This window comes from Mycolicibacter heraklionensis (genome assembly GCF_001021505.1).
GTDB lineage: Bacteria > Actinomycetota > Actinomycetes > Mycobacteriales > Mycobacteriaceae > Mycobacterium > Mycobacterium heraklionense.
Map to the genome: position 1 here is coordinate 63736 of NZ_LDPO01000007.1, position 20403 is coordinate 84138.

General features: G+C 69.0%; 23 protein-coding genes and 1 pseudogene. 18 read left to right on the plus strand and 6 right to left on the minus strand.

Going from position 1 to position 20403, the window contains the following annotated elements; translation table 11 throughout:
• Positions 1-24 precede the first annotated feature (24 nt).
• From ABW16_RS10560 to ABW16_RS10570, 3 genes are read left to right on the plus strand one after another with little or no spacing between them, the layout of a single operon-like run.
• A complete protein-coding gene (locus tag ABW16_RS10560) occupies positions 25-1134 on the plus strand; it encodes a septum formation family protein (RefSeq protein WP_233424738.1) in 1110 nt (369 codons plus the stop codon).
• The gene (locus ABW16_RS10565) at positions 1131-1481 is read left to right on the plus strand and encodes a metallopeptidase family protein (protein ID WP_047319134.1); all 351 of its coding nucleotides are present in this window, start codon (positions 1131-1133) and stop codon (positions 1479-1481) included. The genes ABW16_RS10560 and ABW16_RS10565 overlap by 4 nt, the downstream gene beginning before the upstream one ends.
• 59 nt (positions 1482-1540) lie before the next feature.
• On the plus strand, positions 1541-1729 hold the full coding sequence (locus ABW16_RS10570; protein WP_047319135.1) for a hypothetical protein: 189 nt from the start codon (positions 1541-1543) through the stop codon (positions 1727-1729).
• On the opposite strand, the gene ABW16_RS10575 is transcribed toward ABW16_RS10570, so the two are convergent.
• Both ABW16_RS10575 and pheA read right to left on the minus strand, forming a co-directional pair.
• Positions 1726-2415 carry a histidine phosphatase family protein gene (locus ABW16_RS10575; RefSeq protein ID WP_047319231.1) on the minus strand — a complete coding sequence of 230 codons (690 nt, stop codon included), beginning with the start codon at positions 2413-2415 and terminating at the stop codon, positions 1726-1728. The two genes, ABW16_RS10570 and ABW16_RS10575, sit on opposite strands and share 4 nt — an antisense overlap.
• A 20-nt stretch (positions 2416-2435) precedes the next feature.
• Positions 2436-3278, minus strand: a pseudogene (pheA, locus tag ABW16_RS10580) (prephenate dehydratase); the annotation flags it as partial.
• Positions 3279-3455: 177 nt separating this feature from the next.
• Here pheA and ABW16_RS10585 point away from each other — a divergent pair.
• Together ABW16_RS10585 and ABW16_RS10590 are read left to right on the plus strand one after the other, a co-directional pair.
• Positions 3456-4295 carry a DUF2470 domain-containing protein gene (locus tag ABW16_RS10585; protein ID WP_047319137.1) on the plus strand — a complete coding sequence of 280 codons (840 nt, stop codon included), beginning with the start codon at positions 3456-3458 and terminating at the stop codon, positions 4293-4295.
• A 31-nt stretch (positions 4296-4326) separates the two neighbouring features.
• Positions 4327-5079, plus strand: a complete 753-nt coding sequence (locus tag ABW16_RS10590; protein ID WP_047319138.1) for a CPBP family intramembrane glutamic endopeptidase — start codon at positions 4327-4329, stop codon at positions 5077-5079.
• Here the strand turns inward: ABW16_RS10590 and ABW16_RS27735 are convergent.
• Complete coding sequence (locus ABW16_RS27735; RefSeq protein WP_157864234.1) at positions 5076-7334, minus strand: cellulase family glycosylhydrolase; 2259 nt, start codon at positions 7332-7334, stop codon at positions 5076-5078. The two genes, ABW16_RS10590 and ABW16_RS27735, sit on opposite strands and share 4 nt — an antisense overlap.
• 275 nt (positions 7335-7609) lie before the next feature.
• Between ABW16_RS27735 and ABW16_RS10600 the strand changes: the two genes are divergently transcribed.
• Entirely contained in the window at positions 7610-8803 is a 1194-nt protein-coding gene (locus ABW16_RS10600) for an LCP family protein (protein ID WP_082134052.1), read from the plus strand.
• Between the two features lie 126 nt (positions 8804-8929).
• Positions 8930-9466 carry a ferritin gene (locus ABW16_RS10605; protein ID WP_047319233.1) on the plus strand — a complete coding sequence of 179 codons (537 nt, stop codon included), beginning with the start codon at positions 8930-8932 and terminating at the stop codon, positions 9464-9466.
• A 16-nt stretch (positions 9467-9482) separates the two neighbouring features.
• On the opposite strand, the gene ABW16_RS10610 is transcribed toward ABW16_RS10605, so the two are convergent.
• Positions 9483-10298, minus strand: coding sequence for a glycerophosphodiester phosphodiesterase (locus ABW16_RS10610; RefSeq protein ID WP_047319140.1), 816 nt, complete (start codon positions 10296-10298; stop codon positions 9483-9485).
• 4 nt (positions 10299-10302) lie between these two features.
• Entirely contained in the window at positions 10303-11382 is a 1080-nt protein-coding gene (locus ABW16_RS10615; protein ID WP_047319141.1) for a DUF4328 domain-containing protein, read from the minus strand.
• 467 nt (positions 11383-11849) lie between these two features.
• On the opposite strand from ABW16_RS10615, the gene ABW16_RS26770 reads away from it, so the two are divergent.
• The 11 genes from ABW16_RS26770 (at position 11850) to ABW16_RS10665 (ending at position 18858) form a co-directional block, all read left to right on the plus strand.
• Positions 11850-12008 carry a hypothetical protein gene (locus ABW16_RS26770; RefSeq protein ID WP_167344276.1) on the plus strand — a complete coding sequence of 53 codons (159 nt, stop codon included), beginning with the start codon at positions 11850-11852 and terminating at the stop codon, positions 12006-12008.
• A 209-nt stretch (positions 12009-12217) separates the two neighbouring features.
• Complete coding sequence (locus ABW16_RS10620) at positions 12218-12838, plus strand: superoxide dismutase (protein ID WP_046282829.1); 621 nt, start codon at positions 12218-12220, stop codon at positions 12836-12838.
• A gap of 198 nt (positions 12839-13036) precedes the next feature.
• Positions 13037-13573 carry a hypothetical protein gene (locus tag ABW16_RS10625; RefSeq protein WP_047319142.1) on the plus strand — a complete coding sequence of 179 codons (537 nt, stop codon included), beginning with the start codon at positions 13037-13039 and terminating at the stop codon, positions 13571-13573.
• 122 nt (positions 13574-13695) lie between these two features.
• The gene (locus ABW16_RS10630) at positions 13696-14385 is read left to right on the plus strand and encodes a TMEM165/GDT1 family protein (protein ID WP_047319143.1); all 690 of its coding nucleotides are present in this window, start codon (positions 13696-13698) and stop codon (positions 14383-14385) included.
• Between the two features lie 341 nt (positions 14386-14726).
• Positions 14727-15125, plus strand: a complete 399-nt coding sequence (locus ABW16_RS10635) for a helix-turn-helix transcriptional regulator (protein WP_047319144.1) — start codon at positions 14727-14729, stop codon at positions 15123-15125.
• 64 nt (positions 15126-15189) lie between these two features.
• A complete protein-coding gene (locus ABW16_RS10640) occupies positions 15190-15858 on the plus strand; it encodes a DUF6474 family protein (RefSeq protein WP_047319145.1) in 669 nt (222 codons plus the stop codon).
• Between the two features lie 8 nt (positions 15859-15866).
• Complete coding sequence (locus ABW16_RS10645; RefSeq protein WP_047319234.1) at positions 15867-16532, plus strand: YcnI family protein; 666 nt, start codon at positions 15867-15869, stop codon at positions 16530-16532.
• Positions 16533-16576: 44 nt separating this feature from the next.
• Entirely contained in the window at positions 16577-17065 is a 489-nt protein-coding gene (locus tag ABW16_RS10650) for a copper resistance CopC family protein (protein ID WP_047319235.1), read from the plus strand.
• Between the two features lie 102 nt (positions 17066-17167).
• Positions 17168-17647: a hypothetical protein gene (locus ABW16_RS10655; RefSeq protein WP_047319146.1), complete on the plus strand. Its 480-nt coding sequence runs from the start codon at positions 17168-17170 to the stop codon at positions 17645-17647.
• 6 nt (positions 17648-17653) lie between these two features.
• Positions 17654-18127, plus strand: coding sequence for a ribonuclease E activity regulator RraA (rraA, locus tag ABW16_RS10660; RefSeq protein ID WP_047319147.1), 474 nt, complete (start codon positions 17654-17656; stop codon positions 18125-18127).
• 11 nt (positions 18128-18138) lie between these two features.
• Positions 18139-18858, plus strand: coding sequence for a YggS family pyridoxal phosphate-dependent enzyme (locus tag ABW16_RS10665; protein WP_047319148.1), 720 nt, complete (start codon positions 18139-18141; stop codon positions 18856-18858).
• Positions 18859-18932: 74 nt separating this feature from the next.
• On the opposite strand, the gene ABW16_RS10670 is transcribed toward ABW16_RS10665, so the two are convergent.
• On the minus strand, positions 18933-20402 hold the full coding sequence (locus ABW16_RS10670; RefSeq protein ID WP_047319149.1) for a flavin-containing monooxygenase: 1470 nt from the start codon (positions 20400-20402) through the stop codon (positions 18933-18935).
• Position 20403: the final 1 nt, after the last annotated feature.

Here is a 20403-nt window from a genome sequence, read left to right on the forward strand (position 1 = left end):
CGGCTGCCTGTCAGAATGGACCCGATGTCACAGGCAGCCGACCAGGAGAATCCACCCGCAACGCGGGTGTCTTGGCGGCGCACGCTCCCAGCCGCCCCGACGCGCCGCGGCTTGGTGCTGACCGCGCTGGGCGGGCTGCTGATCGCCGGCTTGATCACGGTCGTCCCGGTCCTCGGCGACGGCCCGGGCGGGCTGCTGGGCCATCTGAAGGCCGAGCCGGCGCCGGGGGCGGGCGGCAAAGGCGCCGGGCCGGGGCTGGGCCTCGGCACGGTCAAGGGCAACGAGGCGATCGACCACGCGGTTGCCGGCGACTGCCTGAACTGGCCGGAGAACGACCTGGACGCAGCGACGATCGTCAGCTGCGCCGACGAGCACAAGTTCGAGGTGGCCGGCCCGGTGGACATGAAGATGTTCCCGGGCGCCGAGTACGGGCCCGACGCCCCACCGCCGTCGATGGCCCGCATCGAGCAGATCACCCAGGAACAGTGCGAGTCGTCGGTGCGCCGCTACCTCGGCGCCAAGTTCGACCCGCACAGCAAGTTCGTGGCCAGCATGCTGTGGGCCGGCGAACGCGCCTGGCGCCAGCACGGTGAGCGCCGGATGTTGTGCGGCCTGCAACTGCCGGGCGTGGGCGGGCGGCAGACCGCGTTCGTCGGCAAGGTCGCCGACATCGACCAGTCCAAGGTCTGGCCGCCGGGCACCTGCCTGGGCATCGACCCGGCCACCAACCAGCCCAATGATGTTCCGGTCGACTGCGCCGCGCCGCATACCAAGGAGGTCACCGGCACGGTCAATCTGGCCGAGCGGTTCCCCGACGCGCTGCCGCCCGAGTCCGAGCAGGATGCGTTCATCAAGGAGTCCTGCACCCGGCTCACCGACGCCTACCTGGACCCGGTACAGCTGCGGGACACGACGCTGACGTTGACCTACGCCACCGTCTCCCTGCCCAGCTGGTCGGCGGGCAGCCGCGAGGTGGCCTGCAGCCTCGGCGCCACGCTGGGCAACGGCGGCTGGGCGGCGCTGATCAACAGTGCCCGCGGATCGCTGCTGATCAACGGTCAGCCCCCGGTCCCGCCGCCGTCGATCCCCGCGGAGCGGCTGAACCAACTGCCCGCCGGTAGCCAGCCGCGGTGAGTGTCGCGATGGACCCGCGCCGGTTCGACGATCTCGTCTCCGACGCGCTGGACCTGATCCCGGCCGAGCTGGCCGCCGCCTTCGACAACGTGGTGATCCTGGTCGAGGACCGCAACACCGAGGAGCCCGATCTGCTCGGGCTCTACGAAGGGGTGGCGTTGACCGAGCGTGATTCCAGCTATGCGGGGTCGCTGCCGGACACCATCACCATCTACCGGGATGCGCTGCTGGAGATGTGCGAGTCCGACGACGAGGTCGTCGACGAGGTCAGGATCACCGTGATCCATGAGATCGCCCATCACTTCGGCATCGACGACGACCGGCTGCACGAACTGGGCTGGGGCTGAGCGGCACCTGCCCGGCGTGCCGGAGCGATGTTGTCGGCGCATAGTGCTAGGAACAACCCATGGACAACCACTGCCGAGACTGCCGGGCGGGGCTGGACCACTGTCACGGCACGCTCATCCACCACGTGCAGCAGGCCACGGAGTGCACCGAGGACGGGTGCGCCGGCGAGGTGCTGCCGCACTCGTTCGCCCTGGATTGCGAGGCGGTCGGGTGCCGCTGCGCGGAGGTTTACGCGCTGGCGGTCTAGCCCATCGGGTCGGTGTCGGACCGCAACGCGTCGCCGACCGGGTCCGGCTGCGGTTCGGGATAGAACGGCGGCGTCAACGAGCCCCACTGCACGCAGCTCCAGCGGCCGTCGGTGATCGGCGCCAACACCACGGCGGTGGCGTTCTCCAAATGGTTCTCCAGCACGAAGCTGCCGTCCACGCCCGCCAGCGTCGCTGCCGCCAGGCGGATCGCCGCGCCGTGGCTGACCACGACGATGTCCCCGGTCCAGTCCTCATCGTCGAGGTAACGCATCCGCAGCTCGGTGACCACCGGTAAGTAGCGGTCGAGCACCTGCTCGGCCGACTCGCCGCCGGGCAATGCGACTCCGGGCTCGCCGGAGTGCCAGCGTTGGTAGATCGCGTTGAACTCGGCGATCGCGTCGTCGTCACTGCGGTTCTCCAGCGAACCGGCCTGCACCTCGTGGATGCCTTCGAGTGCGCGGGCGGTCACGCCGAGCCGGCCGCTGATCTCCGCGGCGGTCTGGACTGCGCGGGTGGCCACCGAATGGGCGACCAGCATCGGACGGTGCGTGCCGCCCGCCGCGAATGCCCGGGCCTGGTCCCGGCCCAACGGTGTCAGTTCCGAACCGGGCGGGCGGGTGTCGAGCCGACGGTCGACGTTGCCGTAGGACTGGCCGTGGCGCAGCAGCACCAGCCGCCCGCTCATGACGCCGCCCCGCATCGGCCCGCCGGCCCGATCGGCCAGGAGCCCAGGTAGCGGACGTCGGCGCAGCTGCGGCGCAACGCCTGCAGGGCATCGGCAACCGCGCCGTCGTCGATGTGTCCGACGCAGTCCAGGAAGAACAGATATGTGCCCAGCTCGGTGCGGGTCGGCCGGGACTCGATACGGGTCAGATCGATACCGCGACTTCCGAACTCGGTCAGGGCCGCCGCCAGGGCTCCGGGTGCGTTGTCCAGGCGCAGCACCACCGACGTCCGGTCGGCGCCGGTGCGCTGCGGCGGCGGCGCCGGGGCACCCACCAGAACGAAGCGCGTCCGGGCGTTGGGTTCGTCGATGACGCCCTCGGCCAGTGTCACCAACCCGCGTTGCTGGGCGGCCAGCGCGGTGCTCACCCCGGCGTCCACCTCACCGTCGTAGACCTGCTGCGCCGCAGCGGCGTTGGAATTCGCCGGCACGACGCGGGCCTGCGGCAGATGCTGGGCCAGCCAGCGCCGAACCTGGGCGCCGGCCACCGGGTGAGCGGCCACAGTGCGAATGTCGGCTTCGCCGCGGCCCGGCGCGACAACGACCGAGAACGAGACGTCCAAGGCGGTTTCGGCGAATATCTGCAACGGCGACCCGACCGCGAGTCCGTCCAGGGTGGGCGTCACCCCGCCCTCGATCGAGTTTTCGATCGGCACGCACGCGTAGTCGGCGGCACCGGAGCGCACTGCATCAAGAGCGGCCGGCGTGCTCTCGGCCGGCACCGGTTGCGGGTCGGCGCCGGGAACCCGTCCGGCGCCGGTCAACGCGAGCAGCGCCGCTTCGGTGAAGGTCCCCGCCGGGCCGAGATAGCTGATGCGGGTCACCGGACAACCCTATCGGCCGCAGCCCGCCGGCGCGCTCACCGGCGGCGCGACCCTCTCGAACGTGCCGCCACCTTCACGCTCGGCGGAGGTGGCATCGCGATCCGAATTCCACAATTCCTGTTGCGCCCGCCGCGGTCATTATTTAAGTTAGGCTTACCTCACTTCGAAAGGTGATCGATGGCCACGACTACAGCAGCAACCGTCCCGACGTCCGCCGAGCGGATTCGCAGCGCCTGCATCCGGGGCCAAGCACTCTTGGCGATCGCCGACTCCGCCGACACCGCGCCGGTCAACGCACCGGTCTGCCACCTGCTGCGGGACGGGTCCGTCGTGGTTGCGGTCCCCCTCGGGGACCCGGTCGCCCAAGCCGCCGTCGACTCCGGCGTGCAGGCGATGCTCGAGCTGACCGACCATGCTCCGTTGCGGCTGCGCGAACGGGTCCGTGCGCTGGCGTGGATCCGGGGCCTGCTGCGCCCGGTGCCCGACCGTGAGATCGCGATACTGCTCGACCGGATCGCGGCGGTCGACCCGAACCCCGCTCTGCTCCAGGTCGTCTCGCCTCGCTCGGCATCCCACTCCCGCGATATCGGTGCACCGGACGGCAGTGACTCCGACGTCGACTACGCGCTGTTGCGGTTGACGCCCGAGTCGGCGGTGCTGGCCGACGCCACCGGAGCCGAGGCGGTCGACGTGCATGAGCTGCTGGCAGCGCGCCCCGACCCGTTCTGCGCGATCGAGGCACATTGGCTGCAGCACCTGGACTCGGCACACCCCGACATGGTGGCCCGGCTCGCCGCCGCCAAACTGCCGCCGCAGCTGCGGCGCGGACAGGCCCGCCCGCTGGCGGTAGACCGCTACGGCATGTGGCTGCGGGTGGAGGCCCCCGAGGGAGACCGCGATGTCCGGCTGAGCTTCCCGCGGCCGGTCGAGGATGTGCTCAGCCTGAACCGGGCGGTGCGCGCACTGATGGGCTGCCCGTTTCTCAACGGCCTGCAGGCCCGACGCCAGGAGCAGTAGTCGCCAGGAGTCCAGCGGCTACCGTGGCTGGGTGACCGAGCCGGCGACCCCGCGACGCGCGCTGCGCCTGGAGATCGTCCTGGTACTGGCGGTCACCTACGGGCTCAGCGCCCTCACCGCGATCCTGCAGCTCACCGACGCGGTGCTGCGTGACCTCAGCTCCCAGCGGATTCCCCTGAACCCGCGCCGGTCCTATTTCGACCTGATCGATCTCGGTCTCAACGCCGCCTGGGCCGTGCAACTGATCGCCTGGGGTGCGCTGGCGCTGTACCTGCTGTGGCGCAGCGGATTCACACCCGCCCGCATCGGGCTGAACGGGTGGCCCCGCCGCACCGATCTGGCCGGCGCACTCGGCCTGGCCGCCCTGATCGGCTTGCCCGGGCTGGGTCTGTACCTGCTGGCACGGGCCCTGGGCCTCAACGCCGACGTCGTTCCCGCGGCGATCAACGACACCTGGTGGCGTGCGCCGATGCTGGTCGTGATCGCATTCGCCAACGCGTTCGCCGAGGAAGTGATCGTGGTCGGCTACCTGCTGACCCGGCTACGGCAGCTGCGGGTTTCGCCGCGGGTGGCGCTGGCCTGTTCAGCACTGTTGCGCGGCGCCTACCACCTCTATCAGGGGTTCGGCGCCGGGCTGGGCAACATGGCCATGGGGCTGGTGTTCGGCTACACCTGGCAGCGCACCGGACGGCTGTGGCCGCTGGTCCTGGCGCACGCACTGATCGACACTGTGGCGTTCGTCGGGTACGCGCTGTTCGCCGACAAGCTGGGCTGGCTGCGCTAGGCGCTCGGCTGACTCGGGTTCACCGTGACGCTGATGGTGCCGGCGCCGGCGTTGGACTCGATGACCAGCACCGAGGCGTTGGCCGCCGAGACGACGTGGCCGCCGGTGACACTGACCTGGTAGCCGTTCGGGAACTGGATCTCCGGGATGGAGATCTTGGTCTCCGAACCGGCGCCGAAGCTGCCCGAGCCGTCGGCCATCGCCGTGGAGTAGCTGAATGAGAAGACTCCGTTAGAGAACGACCACGCGTTCGGGACTCCGGCGATCACCTGCGGGTACGGCTGGGCCAGCGCCGCCACGATGGGCTCGTCGACGTTGTCGCCAGTCGGCGGCAGGTTGGTGTCGTGCACCAGCGAGCCCGCCTCGTTGGTGTAGCCCCAGTACAGCCAACCGAACATGTGCGGGTTGATCGAGTTCAGCTGGCTGACGATGGTGGGGACGTTGTGGGTGGCACCGAACTCGGTGACCACCGCGGGAACGTCGTAGCGGTCGATGTAGCGCTGGGCGCCTTCCATCATCATCCCGTCCCAGAGCGAGCATCCGGTGGCGGTGCCACCGCCCAGGGCGTCGAAGATGCAGTAGTCGTGGAATGCGAACACGGTGTTGTCGTCGTCGACCGGGCCCAGGTTGGTGCCCGCGGTCGCGTTGCCGAACAGCACATTCGGCTCGTAGTACACCGTGGTGGTCGAGTCGACCGACCGGATCGCCGAGGTCACCTGGTCGTAGAACGGCGTCAGCGTCTCGCGGTCGAAGGAGGGGAAGCCGAGGAAGCTGGTCAGCCACGGCGAGCCGGGCCACGGCTCGTTCATGATCTCGTAGCCGGCCACGCCGGGGGTGCCGCCCAGGTAGTCGGCGACGGTCTGCCACATCCGGGCGTAGGAGTTCTGCAGCCCGATGTCGTCCACCTTCTGGTTGGTCCAGAACGCATCCCAGGCCTGGTTCTGCGCGGGGTTGAGGGCGTAGGCGAACGGGAACGCGAAGCTGGTGTCGTTGTCGCTCGGGTTGAACAGGGTGGCCCAGTCCGGGGCGCCGTGGCCACCGATCTGCTCGTTGTAGAGGTCCTGGTGCATGTCGATGACGCTGACGATGCCGTGTGCCTTGAGAGTCTCGATGGTGTCCTTGACCGACTCCAGGTAAGCGAAGTCGTACACCCCGGGCTGCGGCTCGATCTCCGACCAGTAGACCCCCAGCCGCACCGCGGTGAAGCCGTTGGCGGCCAGGAATGCGGCGTCGTCGTCGCCGAAGCCGTCGCCGCCGGGTGTGAGCGGAGGCGACTTGTACACCTGGTTGACGCCCTGCAGGATGACCACCCGGCCGTCGATGTCGACGATCCAATTGCCGGCGGTGCCGAGTTCTGCCGCAGCCCTTGCCGGGGCGCCCTCCAGCGTGCCGAAGTGGCCCACCGCGCCGTGGGTGCCCATCGAGCCGGCGAGGCCGCCGGCCCCGCCCAGGGCCGGCAGGTCGCCCTGACTTTGGTAGACGCCGTTGCCGGCATCTCCGCCATCACCGCCGCTGCCGAACCACATCGAGCCGTTGCCGCCGTCACCGCCGTTGCCGCCGAGGTGACTGCCGTCGCCGCCGTCGCCCCCGGCACCGCCGATGCCCAGCATCCACCCGATCCCGGCGCCGCCGGCGCCACCGATGCCACCGTTCACGCCGTCGCCGCCGGCACCGCCGGCGCCGCCCACACCCATGTACCAACCGCCGGCCCCGCCGACGCCACCGGCACCGCCCTCGCCGCCGTCGCCACCGGCGCCGCCGTTGCCGAAGAACCCGGCCGCGCCCCCGGCACCGCCGACGCCGTTGACCTCGGTGTTGTCCCAGCCGGCCCCGCCATCACCGAACAACCAGCCGCCCGCGCCACCAGCGGCCGACTCCGCCGTACCGGCCGCGCCGTCGCCGAGCATCAGGCCCAGCCCCAGCGCCTCGCTGACCTGGTTGGCCCCGTCGACGATCGGCGCCGTCCAGGAGCTGTTGACCAGCCAATCGATACCGGTGTACAGCGGGGTGTAGACCCAGTTGTTCATCAACGTCGTCGGGTCCGGGAGGACGAAGCCCGGCGACGCCACCGCTGCCCCAGCCAGCACGTCATCCCAGTGGGCCGGGTCGAAAAACGCGTTCCATGCCGCCGGACTGAACACCGCATCCCAGTCCAGCCCGCCGGTAGTCGCATCCGCAAACGGCGCCAGCGCCAGGTCGAACACGTCGTCGAAGCCCTCGGCCGACGCCACCGGCGCCGGGGCCAGCGGGGTCATGCTGAGAGCCAGAAACGCCCCCACTGCCGTACTCAGCCCGACTACCCGACGGTTCCGCTTCGTGCTGCACTGACGAGTCATCTGCGGGTAGACCTCTCTTCATGATCGCGGCGGCGACTGACGTGGCCAAGATAACGATTTGTTCGGAAGATTACTAACAAGACCTGAGAAAAATGCGCCTCTACGGCGGTGACCTGCGGCTGTTCGGCGGCCACCAACCGGTTGCGCCGGCGGCGGAGATCGCCCTGTCGCTGCGCGGTACGTAGATTGGGCGGGTGAACGGCGATCGCGGGCCGGGCCAGCCCTGGCACCTTCCACCGCCGCCGCGTCGGGAGCCGCCACCGCTGCTGTACCGCGACCCCTATGGCCGGCCGGGCTCTGCCGCGCCGCCGCCGCGGGTCGTCCGGCCGCCGGTACCCCACCCCGCACCACCTGCTGCAGAATCGCGCCGGCGCCCTGCGCCCCCACCCGCGCCGCGCCCACCAATACCGCGCCCGCCCGCTTCGCGCCGGCGGCGATCCTGGCCGCTCCGGCTGACGGCGCTCGCTCTGCTGGGTGTCTTGCTCGCCACGGCGGGCCTGGTGGGGGCCGCGGCCTGGCTCGACACCGCGCTGCAACGCACCGTGGCGTTCTCCGATTACGCCGACCGTCCGGCGCCGGGCCGCGGGACAACATGGCTGTTGGTCGGTACGGACAGCCGCGCCGATCTCACACTCCAGGAGCAGCAGGACCTGAGCACGGGTGGCGACATCGGCGACGGGCGCACCGACACGGTGTTGCTCGTCCACCTGCCCGGCCCGGGTTCAGGGTCGCCGGCCACGGTGGTGTCTCTGCCGCGCGACTCCTACGTCACGGTCCCCGGCTACGGCGAAGACAAGATCAACGCCGCATATACCCTCGGCGGCGCTGCCCTGCTGACCCGGACGGTGGAGCAGGCCACCGGCTTACGGCTGGACCACTATCTCGAGATCGGATTCGGCGGCTTCGCCGCGCTCGTCGACGCCCTCGGCGGCGTGACCTTGTGCCCGGACGAACCGATCGACGACCCCTTGGCCGGGCTGAATCTGCCGGCCGGCTGCCAGCAGCTGGCCGGTGCGGCCGCGCTGGGCTACGTGCGTAGCCGGGCCACGCCGCGCGCCGACTTGGACCGGATGGCCCACCAGCGACTGTTCCTGTCGGCGCTGCTGGCCCGTATCGCCGATCCGGTCGTTTGGCTCAACCCGCTGCGCTGGTACGCCGTGCCGCACGCCGCCGCACACGCGGTGACCGTGGACCACGGCTCCGGCGTCGTGGACCTGGCGGCGCTGGGCTGGGCGCTGCGTGGCGCCACCACCATGCTGACCGTGCCGATCGGCGAGTTCGTTTACACCGACGTCGGCGACGCGGTGGTGTGGGACCACGCCGAGGCCGCCCAGCTATTCGATGCATTGCGTCGCGATACACCACCCGCATCGAGCGCCGACAATTGAGCCCAACCTAATTTCCACACACGATTACGCAATTTCAGCCTACCCTATCTTTACTTAGGCAATGCTGACCTGAGTAAGCCTCGCCTTGGATGCAAACCGGTGCTGACCAGGGGTAGCATCGCGTTCATGATCGAGACCGACAGCCATAAGACGAAATTCCACGCGCTGCTTCAAGAGCAGATCTACCACGAATTCACCGCGGCGCAGCAATACGTTGCGGTTGCGGTTTATTTCGACGGCGAGGATTTACCAGAATTGGCGAAGTTCTTTTACGCCCAGGCGGTCGAGGAACGCAACCACGCGATGATGATGGTGCAGTACCTGCTCGACCGCGGCATCCGCGTCGAGATTCCCGGCGTCGACGGGGTACGCAACCAGTTCGACGCGGCGCGGGATGCACTGGCACTGACGCTCGAGCAGGAGCGCACCGTCACCGAGCAGATCAGCCGGCTCACCAGCGTCGCGCGCGATGAGGGCGATCACCTCGGTGACCAGTTCATGCAGTGGTTCCTGCGCGAGCAGGTCGAGGAGGTGGCCCTGATGACCCGGCTGCTACGGGTCGCCGACCGCGCGGGGCACAATCTGTTCGAATTGGAGACCTTCATCGCACGCGAGATCACGGTGGGCCAAGAGAGCGGCGCGCCGCGTATCGCCGGCGGGTAAACCCCTCGCCCGCCGATCAGCCCGCCCGTAACCGCGCCTTGGTTCGGGCGGGCTGATTCGTCGCTATCCACGCGACCCCGATATCCCTACAGAAGTCGACGTCCTCGTTGCGGTCGACGGTCCAGCAGTACAGCGCGCGGCCCCGCGCGGCGGCCTGGTCCACCAACTCCGGATGTTCCCGCAGCGTGTCGATCGACGGACCGATCGCGGTGGCACCGACGGTCGTCGCCGCGCCGCCACCCAGATAACGGGCACCCGACCCGAGCAGGACCGTCGGGAGCAGGGGCGCGGCCCGGCGAATCCGCCATACCGCCGCCGCGGAGAACGACATGACCACCGCCCGCGACCGTGAAGCCGATGCCGGCGCGGCGAGCCCAAATCGATGCAGCAGTGCGAGCACCTCGCGCTCGACCATCGAGCCGTATCGCACCGGATGTTTGGTCTCGATGAAGATCTTCACCGGCCGGTGCCAGTCCAGAACCAGCGCAACCAGCGCGTCGAGAGTGAGCAGGCCGGTGTCGCCGATTCCGGCGCCCTCCGGCGAACCGGTCTGCCCATTGCGGTGCCACCCGCCGTAGTCGAGGCGCTGCAGTTGCGACAGCGTCATCTCGCTGACCACCCCGGCCCCACTGGAGGTCCGGTCCACCCGACGATCGTGCACGCAGACCAGGTGACCGTCACTGGTCAGCCGTACATCGCACTCGACGCCGTCAGCCCCCTCCTGCAACGCCAAGTCGTAGGCGGCCAGGGTGTGTTCCGGGCGGTCGATGGAGGCACCCCGGTGTGCGACCACGAACGGGTGTTCCGAGACGACATCACCGGCCGGTGTCATGGGCTTATGCTGCCGGTTCCCGCCCGTCGGACTCAAGAGCCGGGGCCGGTGTCGTGGCTTCTTCCGGCATCGGTGCGCCTGCCGGAGCCGGTGGCGACACGGCGGCGGTGTCGCGGCCATCGGCCACCACCACCCAATGGTGGGCGGGCCGGCCCATCGATCGTCGCTCGAATCCTTCGACCACCCGGGCCGCAGTCACCACGGCCGCCAGGCCGAGCAGGTACGCCACCACGGTCGCCACCATGTTGTTGGCAATGGCCTGGGCCCCGTCGGCCCAACTGGTGGCGGTGGCGAAGATCGCGGCGGCAGTGCTGGCCGCCCACACGGCCCACCACACCACGATGGGTTTGCGCAGCCGTTCCAGCCGGTCCTCCCGCTTGGCCAGCTCCATGACAAAGACCGGCGCCCAGGCCAGGTTGACTACCGGCACCAGGCATCCGGCCCATACCGCCCAGGCCGGGCGCGACTCGGGCAGACGCAATCGGGCGAAGGTCACCGAACGACGGGCGAGCAGCCACCTGGTCAGCACCACGGCACAGACGACCACCGCGGCGATCGCGGCAAGTCCGGCCAGCCGGCCCAGCCACACCGCGCCGCCGGCGATCAGGGGATTCAGCAGCCGGGTGCGATTGACGATCATCAACACATAGATCAAGACGTGCACCAGGGCCGCGACGCCCAGCGCGGCAATCGCGGCACCCAGCGTCTTCTCCAGCGAGCGCGCGGTGGGCGCCGGCCGCTCCCCGGGCTTCGACTGTGCCGCAGCGCGAATCGGCCCGCCCATCAGGGTCCAGCGCGGCATCACCGAGTAGCGCGGGGTGGGCCCGAGCGGGCGCCGCTGGGGTGGCTGCGGAGGCGGCGGACCGGGCCGCACCGCGATCCAGCGGTATCCGGGCCCCAGCCGCGGCGGCGCCTGCCCGGATGCCGCCGGCGGCGCGGGGGGCCCGGGTTGGGTCCACTGCAACTCGGCTTCTTGCTCGGGTGTCAGCGGCGCCCACAGCGCACCGTTGCAGCGTGGGCACCAGGCCCGCTGGCGGTCGCGCACGTTCCACCGCGTGTTGCAGCGGGAACACACCTGGATCACCGCACCAGCCTAGCGGCGAGCGCAAGGTCGGCGAAGCCGCCGCCGGAGCGTCCGGCGAACGGCGTCAAAGACGTTCCACACGGCCGCCTCGGCACCCGGGCAGCTACTACCGGCTATCCACAGTTTCCACAGGTTTATCCACACACCCATCGACAGCCGCACGCGGGGTGATGTGCTTGTTACATGCCGTAAGACGCATCGGTTGTGGATAACGCAGCATCGTCGAAGCGAACCGACTAACAACGTCGAGCGAAATCGCTTGATCGGCTAAGCAGCCGCCTGCGGCCCGCGCTCCGCGGCCGGCATCGCCGGGATCGCATCGGTGCAGGTAAGTCGGGTTATCCCGTCGAATTTTTCCACTGGATAGACAAAGCGCTATGATCGCCGTCACAGACCTGATGTGATGCGTCTCACGGGGGTGGGCCGCACGGTGAAGTTGGGGGAACCGGGATGTATGGGGTAGGGGAATGACGGCAGGACCGATCGGACCCGGACCCGTCGCAACGGCGTCGGGCTGGCATTCGGGATCGTCCACCTACAAGCGCGCCTACCTGTTGGCGTCGCTGCGCGCCGGAGTGATCGCCCTGGTGCTGCTGACATTCCTGCTGGTGCTCGTCCTGGCCTGAACCACGGCCCGTCGGCCGAGGTCGGCCGACGCCGCGCGATAGCCCGTCCCGTTGTTGCGGTACACCTGGCGTTGGAGCAATGTGGTTGAAGGTGGCCCTATCGCACCGCGACCGCGGTGGGAATGGGGTGCCGCTAGACCGTCAACGCTTGTCGACAATGATCAACGGTGATCGACACCGGATCAGTACTGACCGAAGGAAGGAACCCCGTGGCCGACTACACCTTGCCGGACTTGGACTGGGATTACGGAGCCCTTGAGCCGCACATCTCGGGTCAGATCAACGAACTGCACCACAGCAAGCACCACGCCGCCTACGTGTCCGGCGCCAACTCCGCACTGGAGAAGCTCGCGGAGGCTCGGGCCAACGACGACCACGGCGCGATCTTCTTGAACGAGAAGAACCTGGCGTTCCACCTCGGCGGACACGTCAACCACTCGATCTGGTGGAAGAACCTGTCCCCCAACGGCGGTGACAAGCCGACGGGCGAACTGGCCGCGGCCATCGACGACGCGTTCGGATCGTTCGACAAGTTCCGTGCGCAGTTCACCGCGGCCGCCAACGGCCTGCAGGGCTCGGGCTGGGCGGTGCTCGGCTACGACACCCTCGGCGGGAAACTGCTGACCTTCCAGCTCTACGACCAGCAGGCCAACGTGCCGCTGGGCATCATCCCGCTGCTGCAGGTGGACATGTGGGAGCACGCCTTCTACCTGCAGTACAAGAACGTCAAGGCGGACTACGTCAAGGCGTTCTGGAACGTCGTCAACTGGGCCGACGTGCAGTCGCGTTTCGCGGCCGCCACCTCGAAGACTTCGGGGCTGATCTTCTAGCCGCACTTCCGGCCGAGGTGGGGCGTCGCGCCGTTGGCGTGGCGCCCCACCTTAGTTCTTTCACCGTTTCGTTACCCACTCCCGCGCCGTGTCCCCTTGAATCGGCTTTGCGAGTGCCGCATGCTGCCAGACAACCCACCCGCTGAAATGCGAGCAGGCGAGTCAGCCAACAAGCCAAAATGTCGCGGAGGGTGCGCGATGGAGACGACAGGGTCCGGCCGGGCGATCGAAGTCGCCCCATTTCACTCCCGCGGCGAGCTGCACGGATTCGTGGTCTTCGGCCGCTGGCCTGATTCGACCAAGGAATGGACCCAGCTGCTCAGCATCGCGGTCCGCGTCGCTTCGATGCCCGGGTTGCTGCCCACCACAACGGTGTTCGGCACCCACGAAGAACTCCCCGACAACCCGGGCCCCGGCACGGTCGGATTGCTGCTGGCCGAGGGCACCGTTACCGGTGAGTCGGCGATCGCACCGGGGTATTTCGCCGGCCGTCAGCCCTCCGCGCTGCTGATGCTGCACCCGCCCTCGGAGACCATTCCCTCGCTGCCCGAATGTCGGGGCGCGGCTTCCGGATGCGTACTGCTGCCCGGCCTGCCCTACCTGGGCCTGGAGCACCGGGCGGCCTGGGTCGAAGCCGAATCCGACGGCACCGTCACCTCGATGGTGAGTCGGGTCGGTGTTGACCCGGTCAGCCACCCCGACACCGCGATATTGGCCATGCTGCTTGCCGCATAAGACAATTCGCCCCCAAATGTCCTGTCGCCGGATCCTTGGATTCGGCCAGCCGAAATTCCCTGCCGGCTGGCGGCCGGGCCGGGCAGTCACTAGCCTCGTCAGCTGACGAAAGGGCGTCCCGCATGCTTGCCGCCATGCTGATCAGCCTGGGCGTGGTCTTCCTCGCCGAACTCGGCGACAAATCGCAGCTGATCACCATGACCTACGCGCTGCGGCACCGCTGGTGGGTGGTTCTCAGTGGAGTGGCTATCGCGGCATTCGCCATCCATGGGATCTCGGTGACGGTGGGGCACTTCCTCGGGCTGACGTTGCCGGCCCGCCCGATCGCCGCCGTCGCCGGCGTCGCCTTCATCGGTTTCGCGGCGTGGACCTGGCGTGAGGGAACCAACTCCGCACCCGGGGAAGCCACCGTCCGCGAGCCTCGATTCGTGCTGTTCGCGGTGGTGTCCTCGGTGCTGTTGGCCGAGCTCGGCGACAAGACGATGTTGGCGACTGTCGCGCTGGCCAGCGACCGCAACTGGCTGGGCGTGTGGCTCGGTGCGACGGCCGGGATGGTGCTGGCCGACGCGGTCGCGATCGCGGCGGGGACGGTGCTGCACCGTCGGTTGCCCGAACACTTGCTGCATGCCGCGGCCGGACTGCTCTTCCTGGCGTGCGGCCTGTGGATCCTCTTCGATGAGGCGCTGGGCTGGCGGCCGGTGGCCATCACCGCGGTCGCCGGACTGGTTTCGGTGGCATCGGGATCGGCGCTGTGGCGGGCTTCCCTCCGCTGTTCCGGACAGACCGCCGGAGACGATTCCACCACTCGGTAGCAAATCTCTCAGACAGCCCAACGCGCGGTGGAAACTTCACTTACCCGGAGGGGCTTCCAGTAGCGAGGACTAACGGGGTGATGTTGGTGGGTCTCTTCGTTCACCGATGACGACGCAATTGTGCTTGGTACGACAAGAAAATCCGGCCACAGCGATCTCTACGGTACGCCGAATGAACTGCACCAAGCCCGATCTCGTGGTTCAAGATCGAATTCGCTCCGGAAACACCCTTGGTTGTGTCGGTAACTATCGCTACGATGATCAGCAAATCATCAGGCGCTACCGCTTCCCCCTCGCGGAGCGCCTGTCGGTCGCCTGCCTACCCCCTGGAGGTCCTATCGATGAGCGCGACGTTCGCTGTCCGCTTGAATCGCCTTTTCGATGTGGTCTATCCACCCGGCCGCGGACCGCATACGTCCGCCGAGGTAATCGCGGCACTCAAAGCGGAGGGCGTCACGATGTCGGCCCCCTACCTCTCGCAGTTGCGCTCGGGCAACCGGACGAACCCGTCCACCGCCACCATGACAGCGCTGGCCAACTTCTTCCGGATCAAACCGGCGTTCTTCACCGACGACGACTACTACGCCAAGCTCGACGCCGAGTTGTCGTGGCTGGACAGCATCCGCGACGCCGGGGTGCGGCGCATCGCGACCCAGGCCGTCGGGCTCTCGCCCGAGGCCCAGGAGGACGTCCTGGCCCGCATCGATGAGCTCCGCCGCAAGGAGCACCTCAGCGCCTGAGGCGCCGGCGCCGCGATTAGGGTGGCTTCATCGGTTCCAGCGAGACACCGGGGAGGCGGCCGCGATGGGCCTGTTCAGAAAACGCAAGAGCCGCGCGACCCGACGTGCCGAAGCACGGGCGCTGAAGGCCGGCGCCAAACTCGAGGCGCGGCTGGCCGCCAAGGGCGAGGCGAAACGCTTCAAGGCCACCCAGCGCGCGGACGCCCGCGCACTGAAAGCCCAGATCAAGTCGGACCGTAACCGCGACCGCACCGCGCGCAAGGCCGCCGAAAGCCAACTCAAAGCCGCCCGCGACGGCCGGATTCTCTCGCCCGCCCGCGTCCGCCGGACGCTGGTGGTGACCAGAATGCTGGCGCCTGTCATCGTGCCGCTGGTGTACCGGGCCGCGATGGCTGTGCGCGGCCTGATCGACGAGCAGCGCGCCGCCCAGCTCGGGGTGCCGGTGGCTCGCATCGGCGAGTTCTCCGGACCCGCAAAAAACACCGCCCGGCTCTCGGCGCGGATCGCCGGGGCGGAGAAGACCCTGCGCCTGGTCCAAGACCGCAAGCCCAAGGACTCCGAGACCAAGCAGTTCGTCTCGGCGATCACCGAACGGTTGTCGGACCTGTCGACGGCCGTGACCGCCATCGAGACCATGCCGGGAGATCGTCGCCGAGTCGCCTCCGCCTCGATCAGCGACCAGCTCGATGGGATCGACGCCGATCTGATGGCCCGGCTGGGGCTGCCGTCATGAGCGCTCGGATGCGCGCGTGCGCGCTGGCCGCGGCGATCACCGCAGGCTTCTTTGCCGGCGCCGCACCAGCCTGGGCGCATGTCCACGCCAGCAGCCCCGGCGCGGTGCGCGGCGGGGTTGCGATGGTCACCTTCGAGGTCCCCAACGAGTCGCCGAGCGGTTCTGCCACAACGGAACTCACGGTGACACTGCCCGACGTGGCCTCGGCTCGCACCGAAACCAAGCCCGGTTGGACAGCACGTCTGGACCGCGACCCCAAGTCCGGGGCGGTGCGCTCGGTGACCTGGACAGCCACCGCCGGAGCCGGCATCGGCGCCGACCAGTTCGGGCTTTTCCGGATCGCGATGAGACTGCCCGATGCCGACACGGTGGACTTCCCGTCGGCACAGCGATACGCCGACGGCACCGAGGTGCGCTGGGACCAGACGCCCCCGCCGGGCGGCGGCGAGGCGGAGCACCCGGTGCCCACACTGCAGCTGGGGACCGGCCCGGCGTCGGCAGCCGAGCACCACGCCCAGCACCCGGAGCCGGCTGTCTCCGCCGGTCCGGCGCCGGAGGTCGAACCCGAGGCCAGCGAGCATCACGCCGACAATCCGGCCCGGCTGCTCGGCGGCGCCGCACTGCTGGTCGCCGCGCTGGCGGCCACGATCGCCCTGGGCAGGCGGCGGGCGTGAGGCGGGCGTTGCGCGGCGTACTGGCGGGCGTGTTCCTGCTGGGGATGCTGTTCGCGGCCAACGGGGTAGCCGCCGCGCATGCGGTGCTGGTGTCGACGGACCCGGCCCGTGGCGCGGAGCTGTCGCGTGGGCCGGAACGCGTCAGCGCCACCTTCAACGAGCAACTTCAGTCCGACTTCGCGGCCATGACGGTAGTGGGTCCCGACGGGCATCTGTGGTCCACCGGGGACACTCGGGTGGACGGCGCGGTCGCCAGCGTCGCGGTGCGTCCGCTGGGACCCACTGGCACCTACACCGTCCACTATCGGGTCACCTCCGCCGACGGGCACGTGGTGTCCGGTTCGTGGCCGTTCCAGCTGACGGTAGCCGGCAACGGGGAGCCGGGCCCGGCTGTCACCGACCGCAATGACGCGGCACCCGCCATTCCGCGCCGCCACGCCGATCCCCAGGGCGACCTGCCGATTTGGCCGTTCGTTGCCGGCGCGGTGGCGCTCGTCGGGGCCGGTCTGTGGCTCAACCGGCCTCGATCCTGACTTCTGGCCGGCGCCCACCGCTGGCAGATGCTGGCATGATGGGAACGTTGCCGGTGTCGCCGAGTTGATCCGAGACGAGAACCCCGCCAGAGGAGCTGCCGTATGACCGAACCGCAAGGCCAGCCCGACCACGAGTCCGCCGCTTCGCCCGAACCGGTGGCGCCAGCCGGCGCTGACCTGCCGGCCGACCCGCAGGCCCCGGCGCCGCCGAAGCCTCCCGCGAAGAAGGCCGCCGCCAAGAAGGCACCGGCTAAAAAGGCCGCCGCCAAGAAAGCTCCGGCCAAGGCCGCCAAGAAGGCACCGGTGAAAAAGGCGCCCGCCAAGAGTGCACCCGCGGCGCCGGCCCCGACCCCCACGGCTCCCACCCCGCCCGCGGTCGCCGCCAACGGCTCGGGCCAACTCGCTGAGCGCGCCAAAGAAGCGGCTGCCCAGGCGAAGTCCACGGTGGACACCGCCCCCAACCCGCTGAGCCCGTCAGCGTCACCGGCACGACGTTCGCCCGGCCCGCTGCTGGCCGCCGGAATCCTCGGAGTGCTTGCACTGCTGCTGCTTCGCCGGCTGCGGCGCGCGCGCCGAGGCTGACCGGCGGTGACCGCCCGCTTCCGGCCGACCGCTGACCTGGTCGACGAGGTCGGCCCGGACGTACGCAGCTGCGACGTTCAGTTCCGCCAGCTCGGCGGCCGCACCGAATTCGCCGGGCGCATCAGCACCGTGCGCTGCTTCCAGGACAACGCACTGCTCAAATCGGTGCTCTCCGAGCCGGGCGACGGCGGGGTGCTGGTGATCGATGGCGGCGGCTCGCTGCACACCGCGCTGGTCGGTGACGTCATCGCCGAGTTGGCCCGCAGCAACGGATGGGCGGGGCTGATCGTGCACGGTGCGGTGCGCGACGCCTCGACTCTGCGCACCCTCGACATCGGCATTAAGGCGCTGGGCACCAATCCCCGCAAGAGCACCAAGACCGGCGCCGGCGAGCGCGACGTCGTCGTCGAGTTCGGCGGCATCGCCTTCGTGCCCGGCGCGATCGCGCACAGCGACGACGACGGCATCGTCGTCGTCTAGGACGGCACCTGATGGACGCGACCTTGCGGACGCGCTGGGAGCAGCTCCGCGCGCGCGTCGACGACGCGTGCCGTGCCGCGGGGCGTTTGCCGAGCGATGTCGACGTGCTGCCGGTGAGCAAGACCTTCGGTCCCGAGCTGATCCGAGAAGCGGTCGGCCTGGGCTTGCACCGGTTCGGCGAGAACAAGGTCCAAGAGATCAAGGACAAGGCCGGGCCGCTGGCCGACTGCGGGATCGACTGGGTGATGATCGGGCACCTGCAGACCAACAAAGCCGGCGTGGTGGCGCGGCTGGCCGCCGAGGTGCAGTCCCTGGACCGTCCCAAGCTGGCCGTGGCGCTGGACCGCCACCTGCGCGCCGAGAACCGCGTCATCGACGTGCTGGTACAGGTCAAGACCTCCGACGAGCCCAGCAAGTACGGCCTGGATCCCGACCAACTGCTGCCGTTCCTCGATGAGCTGGCCGGCTACTCCACTATGCGGGTGCGCGGTTTGATGACGCTGGCCATCAACACCGCCGATCCCGGCACGGTCCGCGGCTGCTTCCGCCGGCTGCGGGTGCTCCGGGACACCGCGGCCGAACACGGCCACCACCTGCCGAGGTTGTCGATGGGGATGAGCGGCGACTTCGCGCTGGCGATCGCCGAGGGCGCCACCGAAGTACGGATCGGGACCGCGCTGTTCGGGTCCCGACCGTACCCCGACTCCTACTATTGGCCGGAGCGCCGCTAGGAGATGGCGGCGACCCTCCCCCGCAAGCGGGAGGTGCCCCCATTCGCCCGGCTCCGCCGTCCTCGCGATCGCCGCTAGGCGCTTACCGCGGCGCGGTGCTTGCTGAACTGCAGCGACTTCTCGTCCACCTTGCCGTACCGGATCAGCCGCAGGTCCAGCAGATAGTTCTGCTTGAGCCGCCACGGGGCCTCGGAACCGGACCGGGGCAGAGTGTCCATCGCCCGGCGGAAGTACCCGGGGCTGAAGTCCATGAACGGCCGCTCCTCCACCGCATCGCCGGGGTGCTGGGCCTCGACCCGGTCGAAGCCGTGCTCGTCCATGTAGTTGAGCACCCGGCAGACGAACTCCGAGACCAGGTCGGCCTTGAGCGTCCAGGACGCGTTGGTGTAGCCGAAGCTGACGGCCGCGTTGGGCACGCCGGAGAACATCAGGCCCTTGTAGGTCATGGTCTTGGGGAGCTCGATGGCCTGGCCGTTGCGCGACAGCGTCGCACCGCCCAACAGCTGCATGTTCAGGCCGGTCGCGGTGATGATGATGTCGGCCTCGAGTTCCTGCCCGGAGTCCAGCAGGATCCCGGTCTTGGTGAACTTCGCGATGGTGTCGGTGACCACGTCGGCCTTACCGTCGCGGATGGTCTTGAACAGATCACCGTTGGGCGCCAGGCACAGCCGCTCGTCCCACGGGTTGTACCGCGGGCCGAAGTGCTTCTGCACGTCATAGCCCTCCGGCAACCGGTGCTTGGCCATCGTCATCAGCGTCTTGCGCATGTACTGCGGGAACTTCCGCGACAACTGGTACTGGAAGGTGCTGAACCCGATGGCCTTCCAGCGGTTGACGAAGTGCGCCGCCTTCTTCGGCAGGAACCGGTTGGCCTGCACCGCGATGGGGTCCACCAGCGGCAGCGCCCCGACGTAGGTCGGCGAGCGCTGCAACATCGTCACATGCCCGGCCCCGGAGTTGGCCAGCGCGGGAATCAGTGTCACCGCAGTGGCGCCGCTGCCGATCACCACGATCTTCTTACCGGCGTAGTCCAGATCCTCCGGCCAGTGCTGCGGGTGGACGATGGTGCCGGCGAAGTCCTCCGAGCCCGGGAACTCCGGCGAATAGCCCTCCTCGTAGTTGTAATAACCGCTGCACGCGAACACGAACGACGCGGTGATCTGCTCCTGCTGGCCGTTGTTGTCAACGGTCACCGTCCACTGGTTCTCGTCGTCGGACCAATCGGCGGCGACCACCCGGTGGCGGTAGCGGATGTGCTTGTCGATGCCGTTCTCGACGGCCGCCTCATTGATGTAGTTCCAGATGTCCGCCCCTTCGGCGATCGAGTGGGCCGACCGCCACGGCTTGAACCGGAAACCGAGGGTGAACATGTCGGAGTCCGAGCGGATGCCCGGGTACTTGAACAGATCCCACGTGCCGCCGAGGTTGTCCCGGCCCTCCAGAATGACGTAGCTCTTGTTCGGGCAGCGGTTCTGCAGGTGCCAGGCCGCGCTGATACCGGAGATGCCGGCGCCGACGATCACAACATCGAGGTGTTCAGTCATG

Coding starts and splice junctions, on each gene's coding strand:
- ABW16_RS10560 (WP_233424738.1), top strand. CDS start 25: ATGTCACAGGCAGCCGACCAGGAGAATCCACCCGCAACGCGGGTGTCT.
- ABW16_RS10570 (WP_047319135.1), top strand. CDS start 1,541: ATGGACAACCACTGCCGAGACTGCCGGGCGGGGCTGGACCACTGTCAC.
- ABW16_RS10575 (WP_047319231.1), bottom strand. CDS start 2,415: ATGAGCGGGCGGCTGGTGCTGCTGCGCCACGGCCAGTCCTACGGCAAC.
- ABW16_RS10585 (WP_047319137.1), top strand. CDS start 3,456: ATGGCCACGACTACAGCAGCAACCGTCCCGACGTCCGCCGAGCGGATT.
- ABW16_RS27735 (WP_157864234.1), bottom strand. CDS start 7,334: ATGACCCCGCTGGCCCCGGCGCCGGTGGCGTCGGCCGAGGGCTTCGAC.
- ABW16_RS10605 (WP_047319233.1), top strand. CDS start 8,930: ATGATCGAGACCGACAGCCATAAGACGAAATTCCACGCGCTGCTTCAA.
- ABW16_RS10610 (WP_047319140.1), bottom strand. CDS start 10,298: ATGACACCGGCCGGTGATGTCGTCTCGGAACACCCGTTCGTGGTCGCA.
- ABW16_RS26770 (WP_167344276.1), top strand. CDS start 11,850: ATGACGGCAGGACCGATCGGACCCGGACCCGTCGCAACGGCGTCGGGC.
- ABW16_RS10625 (WP_047319142.1), top strand. CDS start 13,037: ATGGAGACGACAGGGTCCGGCCGGGCGATCGAAGTCGCCCCATTTCAC.
- ABW16_RS10630 (WP_047319143.1), top strand. CDS start 13,696: ATGCTTGCCGCCATGCTGATCAGCCTGGGCGTGGTCTTCCTCGCCGAA.
- ABW16_RS10635 (WP_047319144.1), top strand. CDS start 14,727: ATGAGCGCGACGTTCGCTGTCCGCTTGAATCGCCTTTTCGATGTGGTC.
- ABW16_RS10640 (WP_047319145.1), top strand. CDS start 15,190: ATGGGCCTGTTCAGAAAACGCAAGAGCCGCGCGACCCGACGTGCCGAA.
- ABW16_RS10645 (WP_047319234.1), top strand. CDS start 15,867: ATGCGCGCGTGCGCGCTGGCCGCGGCGATCACCGCAGGCTTCTTTGCC.
- ABW16_RS10650 (WP_047319235.1), top strand. CDS start 16,577: ATGCTGTTCGCGGCCAACGGGGTAGCCGCCGCGCATGCGGTGCTGGTG.
- ABW16_RS10655 (WP_047319146.1), top strand. CDS start 17,168: ATGACCGAACCGCAAGGCCAGCCCGACCACGAGTCCGCCGCTTCGCCC.
- ABW16_RS10665 (WP_047319148.1), top strand. CDS start 18,139: ATGGACGCGACCTTGCGGACGCGCTGGGAGCAGCTCCGCGCGCGCGTC.
- ABW16_RS10670 (WP_047319149.1), bottom strand. CDS start 20,402: ATGACTGAACACCTCGATGTTGTGATCGTCGGCGCCGGCATCTCCGGT.